The organism is Acinetobacter sp. 24-47-62 (assembly GCF_056779765.1).
Genome location: NZ_JBWYIN010000004.1, coordinates 106602 through 120958, shown reverse-complemented (window position 1 = coordinate 120958; position 14357 = coordinate 106602). Strand labels below are relative to the sequence as shown.

The window sequence follows — 14357 nt, the reverse complement described above, 5'->3', positions numbered from 1 at the left end:
GGAAACAATCATGGGCGCTATAAACCCTAAAGAAGATTATACAAATATTCCACACGAAACTTTCGATGCTGTCATCGTTGGTGGTGGTGGTTCTGGTATGCGTGCTTCTTACCAACTTGCTCAAGCTGGTTTGAAAGTTGCGGTATTGACTAAAGTATTCCCAACGCGTTCTCACACTGTAGCTGCACAGGGTGGTATTGGTGCTTCTCTTGGTAACATGCAAGAAGATAACTGGCACTACCATTTCTATGACACAGTAAAAGGTTCTGACTGGTTAGGTGACCAAGACGCAATTGAGTTTATGACTCGTGAAGCGCCACAAGTTGTATATGAACTTGAACATCTAGGTATGCCATTTGATCGTAACGCTGACGGCACAATTTACCAACGTCCATTCGGTGGTCACTCTGCGAACTATGGTGAAAAAGCTGTTCCTCGTGCTTGTGCTGCTGCCGACCGTACAGGTCACGCACTTCTTCACACGCTTTATCAAAGCAACGTGAAAATGGGTACACAATTCTTCGTAGAATGGATCGCGCTTGATTTGATCCGTAATGAAGCAGGTGATGTACTTGGTGTTACAGCAATTGACCAAGAAACAGGTAAAATTGCAGTATTCCAAGCGAAAGCAACATTGTTCGCAACGGGTGGTGCTGGTCGTGTTTACCGCGCATCTACAAACGCATATATCAACACTGGTGACGGTCTTGGTATGGCTGCTCGTGCAGGTATTCCATTACAAGATATGGAATTCTGGCAATTCCACCCAACGGGCGTTGCAGGCGCAGGCGTATTGTTAACTGAAGGTTGTCGTGGTGAAGGTGCAATCCTTCGTAACAAAGACGGCGAACCGTTCATGGAGCGTTATGCTCCAACTTTGAAAGACTTGGCACCACGTGACTTCGTATCACGTTCTATGGACCAAGAGATCAAAGAAGGCCGTGGTTGTGGTCCTAAAGGTGATTATATCCTTCTTGATATGACGCACTTGGGTGCTGATACGATCATGAAACGTCTTCCATCTGTATTTGAGATTGGTAAGAAGTTCGCGAACGTTGACATCACAAAAGAGCCAATTCCTGTTGTACCAACAATCCATTACCAAATGGGTGGTATTCCAACTAACATTCATGGTCAAGTTGTTGTTCCTGAATCGCGTGAAACTACTCCGCTAGAAGCACATTACGACAAAGACAGCGATACTTATTCTACCAATGCTGCGGATCGCAATTTCACTAAACCAGTGAAAGGTTTCTATGCGATTGGCGAATGTTCATGTGTGTCTGTACATGGTGCTAACCGTTTAGGTACAAACTCATTGCTTGACTTAGTTGTATTTGGTAAAGCTGCTGGCGAACATATCATTGACTATGTGACTAAGCATCACGGTGATGAATATGCGCCGCTTCCAACAACTGTGCTTCAGCAAACTGTCGAGCGTATCCGTCGCTTAGATGAGTCAACTTCTGGTGAGAATGCGCAAGAAGTGGCTGATGCAATTCGCGATATCGTTCAAGATCATGCAGGTGTATTCCGTACAACTGAACTTCTTGAAAAAGGTGTGAAAGAGATTCTGGCACTTGAGCCTCGTATCCGTAATATCCACTTAAAAGACAAATCAAAAGTATTTAATACTGCGCGTATTGAAGCACTTGAAGTGGAAAACTTATACGAAGTTGCAAAAGCAACCTTAATCTCTGCTGCTGCACGTAAAGAATGTCGTGGTGCGCATACTGTTGTAGATTTTGAAGAATCTCCAGATCATCCAGCATATCCTTACGGCCGTCGTGATGATGAGTGGATGAAGCATACTTTATGGTTCTCTGCTGATAACCGTCTTGAGTACAAGCCAGTACGTTACAAGCCTTTATCAGTTGATGCTATTCCACCTAAACCACGTACATTCTAATTGGGAGAAGTAAGATGAGTAGAGGTACTCGTACATTTAATATCTACCGCTACGATCCTGATAAGGATAAAGCACCGTACATGCAAACATTCAAGCTTGAGTTGACTGATAAGCACCGTATGTTGCTTGATGCGCTACTTGCATTGAAAGTTCAAGACGAAACTTTAACGTTCCGTCGTTCATGCCGTGAAGGTATTTGTGGTTCAGATGGTGTAAACATCAATGGTAAAAATGGTTTAGCGTGTCTTTGGAACCTAAACGATTTGCCAGAAGTAATTACTATTCGTCCATTACCAGGTCTTCCAGTAATCAAAGACTTGGTTGTAGACATGAATCAGTTCTATGATCAGTACGACAAAATTCAACCGTTCTTGATTAATAATCAACCTGCACCACCTAAAGAGCGTTTACAATCTCCAGAAGAGCGTGAGCATCTTGATGGTTTGTATGAATGTATTCTTTGTGCATGTTGTTCAACGTCTTGCCCATCATTCTGGTGGAACCCTGATAAATTCTTGGGTCCTTCAGCATTGTTGAATGCATATCGTTTCATTATTGATTCGCGTGATACTGCTACTCAAGACCGTTTGGCTCGTTTAGACGATCCTTTCAGTTTATTCCGTTGTAAAGGTATCATGAACTGTGTATCAGTATGCCCTAAAGGTCTAAATCCAACAAAAGCGATTGGTCACATTCGTAGCATGTTGTTAGATCAAGCTGGATAATGCTGTTCCAAAAAAAAGCACACTTAGGTGTGCTTTTTTTTTAATCAAAACTTGATGTTAAATTTAGTTTTCGAGATATTTTGGTTGAAGTGGTTAGATTTGCCCCAATCATAAAAAAATATGCACTTTAGGGATAAATGAAAACGTTTTGCATCTGCAAATATCTTTTTAAAATGTTAAGATATCGGTTTTATGATCCAAGTTGCATGTATTTAAATCTATAATTTTAGGCTTTAGTCTAATAATTATGAATTTTAATAGAATTTATCTAAATGCACCTTATATTATCTCAATGGTTTATAGTTGTATTTAGCTAATTTATGAATGGTATGTGTCAATAAAATCAGTTTGAAGTGAAGTTCATGGTAGGATTTGAACAAAATTTTTAGCATGAATATTATTCAATCTGTACATTAAATCAACATTTTGTTGGTTTGGTGTTAAGCTGAAAGCAGGGATAATGAAATTGAAAAGTTGCTTTAGAAAAGACTAATATTTTTATTTTTTTCTAAGTCAATTTGCAAAAATTGCTCGGTAATTTTATCGAGTATAAAGATGAGTGATGATGCCAATGAGGGCGTTATGATTCGTCATTGGTATTAGAAACTCTCTAATGCTATACGCCCCATGGTCTTTTGTACCAGATGGGTGAATGTCAATTTACCGATTTGGCATTATCAATCATGGGCGAGCTTAGAAAGCTCCCTGTAATGTTTTGCAATAGGAAATGGGTCCACAAATGCAAGAAGTTGCTGACGCATTGCGTCTTGACACTGAACTTTCCGCTGACAGTGCAGCGTATATTGAAGAACTTTATGAGCAGTATTTAGTTGCTCCAGAATCAGTCGGTGCTGATTGGCAAGAATACTTTGGTAAGTTCCCAAAAGGGGATCAACCACACAGCAATGTACGTGAGCAATTCCTTTTATTGGGTCGTAACTCAAACCGTATTCAGCCTGTCGTTCAAAGTTCAGTTAGTTCTGAGCACGAGCGTCGTCAGATTGGCGTATTACAATTAATCGCTGCATACCGTAACCGCGGTCATCAAAAAGCAAAATTAGATCCATTAGGTTTGGCAAAACGAGAAGAAGTGCCTGATCTTGATCTAGCGGCTCATGGTTTAACCAAATCTGACTTAGATACTGTATTCAATACAGGTAATCTTGCAATTGGCAAAACTGAAGCAACTTTAGGTGAAATGGTCAATGCGATGGAGGCGACGTATTGCGCTTCTATTGGTGTTGAATATATGCACATTGTTGACACTAAAGAGAAACGTTGGATTCAACAACGTCTTGAAGGTGTGAAAGGTCAATTTGGTTTTTCAGCAGAACAAAAGAAACATGTTCTTGAACGTTTAACTGCAGCTGAAGGCTTAGAGAAATACTTAGGCAATAAGTATGTTGGTGCTAAGCGCTTTGGTGTGGAAGGCGGTGAATCTTTCATTCCGATGGTTGATGCTGTTATTCAACGCGCAGGTTCTGTGGGATGTAAAGAAGTTGTGATCGGTATGCCACACCGTGGTCGTCTCAACTTGCTTGTCAATATCATGGGTAAAAACCCAGCAGATCTTTTCGGTGAATTTGAAGGTAAATCACTTCACAAGAAAGGTTCTGGTGACGTTAAGTATCACCAAGGTTTCTCGTCAAACGTAATGACTCCAGGTGGCGAAGTTCATTTGGCATTGGCATTTAACCCATCACACTTAGAAATCGTAGGGCCTGTAGTTGAAGGTTCAGTACGTGCTCGTCAAGTTCGTCGTAAAGACATTGGTGGTGATGACGTATTACCAGTAATCGTACATGGTGATGCTGCATTTGCTGGTCAAGGTGTGAACCAAGAAACCTTCCAAATGTCACAAACACGTGGTTATACGGTAGGTGGTACAGTTCATATTGTTGTCAATAACCAAGTTGGTTTTACAACATCAGATCCACGTGATGCACGTTCTACTGAATACTGTACTGATATCGCGAAAATGATTCAGGCACCAATCTTCCATGTGAATGGTGATGATCCTGAAGCTGTATTGTTTGTTGCTCAACTTGCACATGATTTCCGTCATACTTTCCGTAAAGACGTTGTTATCGATATGTTCTGTTACCGTCGTCGCGGTCACAATGAAGCAGATGAGCCAGCAGCAACTCAGCCAATGATGTATCAAGTCATTAATAAGAAAACGACGACTCGTGCATTATATGCTGACAAATTAGTACAAGAAGGTGTAATTGATCGTGCGACTGCAGATCAAATGATCGAAGATTACCGTGCTGATTTAGAAGCAGGTAAACATGTTGCGAATGCACTTGTACTTGAACCGAATAAAAAAATGTTCGTTGACTGGACGCCATACTTAGGTCACGAATACACTGACGTTTGGGATACTACTTTCCCTGAAGAGCGTTTAAAAGAACTTGGTCGCAAAATGCGTGAGCTTCCTGAAGGCTTCGTGATGCAGCGTCAAGTTTCTAAGGTGATCGATGATCGTCTTAAAATGCAAACTGGTGAAATGCCATTGAACTGGGGTGCAGCTGAGACTCTAGCTTATGCTTCGTTATTGGACGAGGGTTATCTTGTTCGTTTAACTGGTGAAGATGTTGGTCGTGGTACATTCTCGCATCGTCATGCGAAGCTTCATAACCAAGTAGACGGTTCGACGTATATTCCACTTTGCCATATTAAAGAAAATCAGCCGCGTACAGCGATTTATGACTCATTATTGTCTGAAATGGCAGTATTGGCATTCGAATATGGTTATGCAACAACTCTACCTAAGAGCTTAATTATTTGGGAAGCACAATTTGGTGACTTCGCGAACTGTGCTCAAGTTGTTATTGACCAATTCATTGCTTCTGGTGAGACAAAGTGGGAGCGTGTTTGTGGTTTAACGATGCTTCTTCCACATGGTTTTGAAGGTCAAGGCCCAGAGCACTCATCTGCACGTTTAGAGCGTTTCTTACAGCTATGTGCTGAAGAAAACATGCAAGTGATGACGCCTACAACTCCTGCACAGATTTTCCATGCTTTACGTCGTCAGGCGATTCGCCCAATTCGTAAACCAATGATTATCATGTCTCCAAAGTCATTATTACGTCACAAATTAGCGGTATCTAATCTTGATGAATTGGCGAACGGTACTTTCCAAACTGTGATTGATGAAGTTGATAACATTAATAAGTTGGATGTGACTCGTGTAGTGCTTTGCGGTGGTAAGGTTTATTACGATTTACTTGAAAAACGTCGTGAAAATGAATTGAACAACACTGCTATTGTTCGTGTTGAACAATTGTACCCATATCCAGAAGCACGTTTAGCGGAAGTACTTGCACAATATCCAAATATGAAAGAGCTTGTTTGGGCGCAAGAAGAACCGAAGAACCAAGGCGCATGGTTATTCATCGCACCACGTTTATACGAAGGTGTTATGAAGTCAGGTCAACAAATTCAAATCAGCTATGCAGGACGTGAAGCATCTGCTGCACCGGCTTGTGGCTCACCATATTTACATGCAAAACAACAAGCACAACTCGTTAACGAAGCGCTTGCGATCGTAGCAGAATAATCAGGAGAATCTTAAGAATGGCAACCGAAATTAAAGCACCGGTATTCCCAGAGTCAGTTGCAGACGGAACAATTGCAACTTGGCACAAACAACCAGGTGAAGCGGTATCACGTGATGAAGTGATCTGTGATATCGAAACGGATAAAGTTGTACTTGAAGTTGTTGCTCCTGCAGATGGTACGATTGCAAATATCATTAAAGGCGAAGGCGACACAGTTCTTTCTGATGAAGTAATTGCTACATTTGAAGCAGGTGCTGTTTCAGGTGCTTCTCAAACTCAAGCTGTTCAATCTGAAGAGAAAGTTGAGCAAGCTGCTGCTGCTACAGAAGCGGGTGCTGCTCCTGTTGTTGAACGCGCTCAAGCTCCTGTTCAAGATCAAGCTCCAGCTGTTCGTAAGGCATTAACTGAAACTGGTATCAATGCATCAGAAGTTTCAGGTACAGGTCGTGGTGGCCGTATCACTAAAGAAGATGTGGCGAATCACCAATCTAAACCTGCTGCTCCTGCTGCTGCACCATTAAGCGTAGCTGTAGGTGAGCGTATTGAAAAACGTGTTCCTATGACACGTCTTCGTAAGCGTGTGGCTGAACGTTTACTTGCTGCAACGCAAGAAACAGCAATGTTAACGACGTTCAACGAAGTCAACATGAAGCCAATCATGGACATGCGAGCTCAGTACAAAGATGCTTTTGAAAAGCGTCATGGTGCTCGTTTAGGCTTTATGTCATTCTTTGTTAAAGCTGCGACTGAAGCACTTAAACGCTACCCAGCTGTAAATGCTTCAATTGATGGTGATGATATTGTTTATCATGGTTACTATGACATCGGTGTAGCGGTATCTTCTGATCGTGGTTTAGTAGTTCCAGTATTACGTGATACTGATCGCATGAACTATGCTGAAGTTGAAAATGGTATCCGTGATTACGCATTCAAAGCACGTGATGGTAAGCTGGGCATTGAAGACATGACAGGTGGTACATTCACGATCACTAATGGCGGTACTTTCGGTTCATTGCTTTCAACACCAATTTTAAATACGCCACAAACTGCAATTTTGGGTATGCATAAAATCCAAGAGCGTCCAATGGCGGTAAATGGTCAAGTTGAAATCTTACCAATGATGTATTTAGCGCTTTCTTATGACCACCGTTTAATTGATGGTAAAGAAGCAGTAGGTTTCCTTGTAACAATCAAAGAATTGTTAGAAGAACCAGCTAAACTTATCCTTGATCTTTAATTCTAAAGAATAAATCCATGGGCTTAGAGCGATCCTCTAGGCCCATTTTTGGAGAGAAGAATGTCTCAACAATTTGATTTAGTAGTAATCGGCGGTGGTCCAGGTGGTTATGAAGCTGCTATTCGTGCAGCACAACTGGGTTTCAAAGTTGCGTGTATTGAAAAGCGTATTCATAAAGGAAAACCCTCTTTAGGTGGTACTTGCTTGAACGTGGGTTGTATCCCATCTAAAGCACTTTTAGACTCTTCACATCGTTATGAAGATACTGTTCATCATTTAGATGATCATGGTATTACAACGGGCGAAGTAAAATTTGATCTTCAAAAGTTACTTGCTCGTAAAGATAAAATCGTTAACCAACTTACAATGGGTATTGATGGCCTGTTGAAAGGTAACGGTATTGAATGGTTGCAGGGTACAGGTAAATTATTAGCTGGTAAAAAAGTTGAGTTTGTTCCACATGAGGGCGAAACTCAGATTTTAGAACCTAAATATGTCATTCTTGCTTCCGGTTCTGTTCCTGTAAATATTCCTGTTGCTCCTGTAGATCAAGATCTTATCGTTGATTCTACTGGCGCGCTTGAATTCCAAGAAGTACCTAAGCGTTTAGGTGTAATTGGTGCAGGTGTCATTGGTCTTGAACTTGGATCAGTATGGCGTCGTTTGGGTGCAGAAGTTGTTGTTTTTGAAGCAATGGATGCATTTTTACCAATGGCTGATAAAGCTTTGGCAAAAGATTACCAAAAAGTATTAACTAAGCAAGGTCTTGATATTCGTGTTGGCGCAAAAGTAGCTGGTACAGAAATCAATGGTCGTGAAGTGACAGTAAAGTACACTCAAGGTGGCGAAGACAAAACTCAGACTTTCGACAAATTGATCGTTTGCGTGGGTCGTAAAGCGTATGCAGAAGGTTTATTAGCAGAAGATTCTGGCATTAAACTAACTGAACGTGGTTTGGTTGAAGTAAATGATTGGTGTGCAACTTCTGTTGAAGGTGTATATGCAATTGGTGACTTAGTACGTGGTCCAATGCTTGCACATAAAGCAATGGAAGAAGGCGTAATGGCTGTTGAACGTATTCATGGTCACGCAGCTCAAGTGAACTATGACACGATTATTTCTGTGATTTATACACACCCTGAAGCGGCGTGGGTTGGTTTAACAGAAGAACAAGCGAAAGAAAAAGGTCACGAAGTTAAAACAGGTCAATTTGGTTTCGCAGCGAATGGTCGTGCGATGGCAGCTGGAGAAAATGCTGGTTTCGTGAAATTTGTTGCTGACGCTAAAACGGATCGTTTGCTTGGTATGCACGTGATTGGACCTGCTGCGTCCGATATCGTTCACCAAGGCATGATCGCACTTGAATTTGTATCAAGCGTTGAAGATCTTCAATTAATGACATTTGGTCACCCAACATTCTCTGAAGTAGTTCATGAAGCTGCGCTAGCAGTAGATGGGCGAGCGATTCACGCGATTCAGCGTAAACGTAAATAACACAAAAAAGAGCGGCTGAGGCCGCTCTTTTTGCATTTGGTGGTTGTTTTTGTTTGAATAATCATCTAAAACTAGAATACTAAATTTAATAAATGCCAATATTTATTGCGAAGGAAGTTTAAATATTGGTGTGTCATAAAAAGTGAAAAGTAGTAAAAGGTAAAACAATGAATTTACACGAGTATCAGGCGAAATCGCTGTTAAAAAAATATGGTATGCCAGTTCAGGAAGGCATCATCGCTACAAATGCAGAGGAAGCAGTAAAAGCATTTGAACAGCTAGGCGGCAAATTCGCTGTTATGAAAGCACAAGTACATGCCGGTGGGCGTGGAAAAGCTGGCGGCGTTAAAGTCGTTAAGTCAGCTGATGAAGCAAAAGAATATGCTTCGCAAATTATTGGTACTCGTTTAGTTACATATCAAACGGATGCAAATGGGCAACCAGTTAACAGTGTACTCGTTGCAGAAGATGTCTATCCAGTTGAGCGTGAATTGTATTTAGGCGCAGTTGTTGATCGTTCATCACGTCGTATTACTTTCATGGCTTCTACTGAAGGTGGTGTCGAAATTGAAAAAGTCGCTGAAGAAACTCCAGAAAAAATTATTAAAGTTGAAGTAGATCCATTGGTTGGCTTACTTCCTTTCCAAGCTCGTGAAGTCGCTTTTGCTTTAGAGCTGAAAGATAAACAGATTAATCAATTTGTTAAAATTATGTCTGCAGCTTATCAAGCGTTCGTAGAAAATGATTTCGCATTGTTTGAAATTAATCCATTGTCAGTCCGTGAAAATGGTGAAATTTTGTGTGTTGATGCCAAGGTCGGTATTGATTCAAATGCTTTATATCGTTTGCCGGAAGTTTCTGTTTTAAGAGATAAATCGCAAGAAAATGAGCGTGAGCTTAAGGCCTCTGAGTTTGACCTTAATTATGTTGCTTTAGAAGGTAATATTGGTTGTATGGTGAATGGTGCGGGTCTTGCGATGGCAACCATGGACATCATTAAACTCTATGGTGGTCAACCAGCAAACTTCTTGGATGTAGGTGGTGGCGCAACGAAAGAGCGTGTAATTGAAGCATTCAAGATCATTTTAGCGGATCAGTCAGTACAAGGTGTGCTGATCAATATCTTCGGTGGTATTGTGCGTTGTGACATGATTGCTGAAGCAATTATTGCAGCGGTTCAAGAAGTAAATGTAACAGTGCCTGTTGTTGTTCGCTTAGAAGGGAATAATGCAGAACTAGGTGCAAAATTACTTGATGAATCTGGTCTTAAACTAATTTCTGCAAACGGCTTATCTGATGCCGCAGAAAAAATTGTTGCTGCAGTAAAAGCATAAGGAGTATCAATCATGAGCGTATTAATTAATAAAGACACTAAAGTATTGGTACAGGGCTTTACGGGTAAAAATGGTACATTCCACTCAGAACAAGCTTTGGCTTATGGTACTAAGGTTGTGGGCGGTGTGACTCCAGGTAAAGGCGGTCAAACTCATTTAAATTTACCTGTATTTAATACAATGAAAGATGCAGTGAAAGAGACTGGTGCTGATGCATCGGTCATTTACGTTCCTGCACCATTTGTATTGGATTCTATCGTTGAAGCAGTTGACTCTGGTGTTGGACTGATTGTTGTTATCACTGAAGGTGTACCAACCATTGATATGCTGAAAGCGAAACGCTATCTAGAAACCAATGGAAATGGCACTCGCTTAGTGGGTCCAAACTGTCCAGGTGTTATCACGCCGGGTGAATGTAAGATTGGTATTATGCCAGGACATATTCATCAGCCAGGACGAATCGGTATTATTTCGCGTTCTGGTACGTTGACCTATGAAGCTGTTGCACAAACTACGAAGTTAGGATTAGGTCAATCAACGTGTATCGGTATTGGTGGAGATCCGATCCCTGGTATGAATCAGATTGATGCTTTGAAACTGTTCCAAGATGATCCAGACACAGATGCAATTATTATGATTGGCGAGATTGGTGGTACAGCTGAAGAAGAAGCGGCAGAATATATCCAATCAAATGTGACGAAACCTGTTGTTGGTTACATTGCTGGTGTGACTGCACCGAAAGGTAAGCGAATGGGTCATGCTGGTGCTATTATTTCAGGTGGTAAAGGCACAGCAGAAGAAAAATTTGCTGCATTTGAGCGTGCTGGAATGGCATATACACGTAGCCCAGCTGAACTTGGTTCAACGATGTTAGAAGTACTCAAAGAAAAAGGTTTAGCTTAATCCTTTAAGTAAAAAAGCCTCCTGAGTGGAGGCTTTTTTCATGCATAATAATAAGATATAGAAACGTAAAATTAATATGATTCAAAATTTTAAACTTTATTTACAAGCTTTGATGATTTTTTCTATTTCTGCTGTTCAGGCGAATTCCTTGGATCATGATGAAAATACGAAAGATCAAAATCTCATTTTTAATTTTTTTGAAGCTCAGCAAGAACTTCACTATGAGCCTGCCATAGAAGATTTAAATAGTGAACAGACCAAGATTGCAGAATTAAATGAGAAAGAATATTCGAGATTTGATGTATTGACGCATTCAATTTTTCAATCCGAACGTATTAAGTTTTTTAATTTCACAGCTTTTGATCGGAATGAATTGAAGAATAAACTTGATACAGGTCATTTTGACTTATCAAATCTGGAACAATTAAGCATTACGTTTGGATATGGTGTTGAGTATTTGCTGAAACAGAATCAAACGATAGGGTACGAGTTTTTATCCTCGTTTCCCTACGATCGAGGCAGATTGATTCGGATTTTTTGGAATCAGACATTTTAAATGTCTAATCTATTTTTCGATAAAGGCCTGATTTAACTGTTCCAGCTTTGGTTTCTTTTATGAGGTGCCATGAAGAAGGTAGATTAAGTGATGACAATGGTTGATCGGCTTCGACATAAATAAATGCATCTGTTTTGAGTTTTGGGTCAATCAATGAAGCCAACTCCTCCCAAAGATTTAAACTATAGGGAGGATCTAAAAAAACTACATCGAATTGATTGTTTGAGAGTTGTTTTAGCGCGATTTGGGCAGTGCTTTGAATCAGTTTTGCATTATTCACATTTAAAAGCGCTAAGTTTGATTTTAAAAATTTATTTTGCTCTAAATTAGGTTCGATCATCGTGACATGAGCTGCCCCTCGAGATAGCGCTTCAAAACCTAATGCACCAGATCCAGCGCAAACATCTAGCACCTGCGCTTGTTGAATATCCCACATTAACCAATTAAATAAAGTTTCGCGTACACGATCTGGTGTTGGTCTTAAACCCTCAATAGTGGCAAAAGGTAATACACGGCGTTTCCATTCACCACCAATGATGCGGAGTTGATTTTTCATTTATTGACTCGTGTTACGTTGAGTGTCAGTGTTTGCATTCGTTGCATTCGTTGCATTCGTTGCATTCGTTGCACTGTTGCTGTTACGTGATGTTTGGAGTTCACGAGGAAGTGCATTTGGATCGGCTGACAAATTGGTAGATCCGCTAGGTAATTCACCAGGCTTAATGCCTGCTGTCATTAGGCCGCCACTGACAACATGATTCATCGGCTTTATTGGTTTACGATCACGATGGAGTAACCAATAATCCAATACAGGACGGGCGAGCGCTGTTGCTCCTGAACCTCCACGACCATTTTCCCATATTACTGCAATCGCTATTTCTGGGTTGTCGGCAGGGGCGAAGCCTACAAATAAGCCGTGATCGAGTTGACGTTCAGTTAATAAAGCTTCGTTATACTTTTTACCTTGCGCAATACTCTTGACCTGAGCGGTACCTGTTTTACCCGCAATTTGATATTGCAGTCCACCACGAATCCCTTTACCTGTTCCAGATTGGATCACATCCACCATGGCATCACGCATCTTAATCCAATCTTCATCAGTACCATTGAAGGCAATTTTATAATCTGGTGCATTGTGAACTTTGAATTGCTTTGTGCCTTTGGTTTCACGTAATACATGCGGTGTAACATGGGCGCCATGATTTGCAGTAATTGCAGTTGCCATCGCAAGTTGCAAGGGGGTAGAAGTGAACGCACCTTGCCCAATACTGACTGAGATAGTTTCACCTTTGAGCCATTTAGAATTGCGAGTACGCATTTTCCATTCTGGCGAAGGATACAAGCCTGTACTTTCGCTAGGAAGGTCTACACCCGTTTTCTCACCAAATCCAAACTGACGCATCCATGTGTTCATACGATCAATCCCCATCTGGTAAGAAAGAACGTAATAGTAAGTATCACATGAGACAACAATGGACTTGTGCATATTGACTACACCATGACCCGTTTTTTTCCAGTCACGGAATTTGTGGGAGTCTCCTGGTAAGTGGAAATAACCTGGATCTGAAATAGCAGTTGACCAATCGACAATACCGTAGTGAATACCTCCTAATGCAGCCATAGGCTTAATGGTAGAACCTGGTGGATAAGTCCCTTGAACTGCGCGGTTATACAACGGCTGATCTAAATTGTCACGCAGCGCACTATAATCTGTATGACTGATACCAGTCACGAATAAATTTGGATTGAAACTTGGACTCGAAACGAGTGCCAAAATTTCACCTGTACGTGGATCCATTGCAACAATTGCACCACGACGCCCCGCAAGTTGCTCAGCAGCTACTGTTTGGAGACCATAATCAAGTGATAAATAGAGGTCATTACCGCGTACAGAATCTTTACGCCCTAATTTCCGTAAAACATTACCGAAAGCATCTGTCTCAATAGATTCAAAGCCAGGTGAGCCATGCAACAGGTCTTCGTAAAATTTTTCTACACCAATTTTACCGATCAGATTGGTACCTGCGTAAGCATCTTTATCAATGCTTTTGAGTTCTTTATCGTTAATACGACCGACATACCCAATAACATGGGCAAATAATTCACCATGCGGGTAATAACGCGTCATTTGGGTTTCAATAGAAACACCAGGAAATTTAAACTTTACTTCACTAAATTTAGCGATATCTGTTTCAGTTAAGTTTAGTTTAAGCGTGACACGTTCAGTCTTTTTTGCGGTTTTCACACGACTCATGAAGCGTTCAATGTCTTCTTCGCTTAAGTCAATAATCTTTCTAAGGCGTTCTACCGTGTCTTCAATATCAGGCACATCCGCTTTACTTAATGTAGCCGTAAAAACTGGATAATTGTCAGCCAGTAGAATGCCGTTACGATCAAAAATATAACCGCGGGCAGGGGAAATCGGTTGTAAACGAATTCGGTTTTTGTCCGATGCATCTTTAAACTGGTCGTAATGCACAATTTGCAAATAAGCATATCGAGACAATAGAACAAGTAAAAAAAAGATTACCACGCAAATAGCAAACACCACTCGACTACGAAAAATTCGCTTTTCTTGTTGTACATTCTTCAGTGGGAACTGCTGCTTCATAGATCTTTACTTTTTTGCGGGTAAA

The 14357-nt window shown here is 40.9% G+C and carries 10 protein-coding genes; 8 read left to right on the top strand and 2 right to left on the bottom strand.

Annotated elements, in window-relative coordinates; all coding sequences use genetic code 11:
* Nucleotides 1-10 precede the first annotated feature (10 nt).
* The 8 genes from sdhA (at nt 11) to AC1M87_RS04600 (ending at nt 11721) form a co-directional block, all read left to right on the top strand.
* Nucleotides 11-1909: a succinate dehydrogenase flavoprotein subunit gene (sdhA, locus tag AC1M87_RS04635; RefSeq protein WP_035268510.1), complete on the top strand. Its 1899-nt coding sequence runs from the start codon at nt 11-13 to the stop codon at nt 1907-1909.
* A gap of 14 nt (nt 1910-1923) precedes the next feature.
* The gene (locus AC1M87_RS04630; protein WP_035268507.1) at nt 1924-2634 is read left to right on the top strand and encodes a succinate dehydrogenase iron-sulfur subunit; all 711 of its coding nucleotides are present in this window, start codon (nt 1924-1926) and stop codon (nt 2632-2634) included.
* 739 nt (nt 2635-3373) lie between these two features.
* Entirely contained in the window at nt 3374-6196 is a 2823-nt protein-coding gene (locus tag AC1M87_RS04625; RefSeq protein ID WP_035268518.1) for a 2-oxoglutarate dehydrogenase E1 component, read from the top strand.
* Between the two features lie 17 nt (nt 6197-6213).
* Nucleotides 6214-7434, top strand: a complete 1221-nt coding sequence (odhB, locus tag AC1M87_RS04620) for a 2-oxoglutarate dehydrogenase complex dihydrolipoyllysine-residue succinyltransferase (RefSeq protein WP_035268505.1) — start codon at nt 6214-6216, stop codon at nt 7432-7434.
* A gap of 60 nt (nt 7435-7494) precedes the next feature.
* Nucleotides 7495-8928 (top strand): dihydrolipoyl dehydrogenase, encoded by a 1434-nt coding sequence (gene lpdA, locus AC1M87_RS04615; protein WP_035268502.1) that lies wholly within the window; start codon nt 7495-7497, stop codon nt 8926-8928.
* A gap of 167 nt (nt 8929-9095) precedes the next feature.
* Nucleotides 9096-10262, top strand: a complete 1167-nt coding sequence (sucC, locus tag AC1M87_RS04610) for an ADP-forming succinate--CoA ligase subunit beta (RefSeq protein WP_481593074.1) — start codon at nt 9096-9098, stop codon at nt 10260-10262.
* Between the two features lie 12 nt (nt 10263-10274).
* Complete coding sequence (gene sucD, locus AC1M87_RS04605) at nt 10275-11165, top strand: succinate--CoA ligase subunit alpha (protein ID WP_035268498.1); 891 nt, start codon at nt 10275-10277, stop codon at nt 11163-11165.
* A 76-nt stretch (nt 11166-11241) separates the two neighbouring features.
* On the top strand, nt 11242-11721 hold the full coding sequence (locus AC1M87_RS04600) for a hypothetical protein (protein ID WP_481593073.1): 480 nt from the start codon (nt 11242-11244) through the stop codon (nt 11719-11721).
* A 4-nt stretch (nt 11722-11725) separates the two neighbouring features.
* Here AC1M87_RS04600 and rsmD read toward each other — a convergent pair whose 3' ends face one another.
* Together rsmD and mrdA are read right to left on the bottom strand one after the other, a co-directional pair.
* Nucleotides 11726-12277: a 16S rRNA (guanine(966)-N(2))-methyltransferase RsmD gene (gene rsmD, locus AC1M87_RS04595; protein WP_481593072.1), complete on the bottom strand. Its 552-nt coding sequence runs from the start codon at nt 12275-12277 to the stop codon at nt 11726-11728.
* Entirely contained in the window at nt 12278-14332 is a 2055-nt protein-coding gene (mrdA, locus tag AC1M87_RS04590; RefSeq protein WP_481593071.1) for a penicillin-binding protein 2, read from the bottom strand. It lies immediately after the preceding gene.
* Nucleotides 14333-14357: the final 25 nt, after the last annotated feature.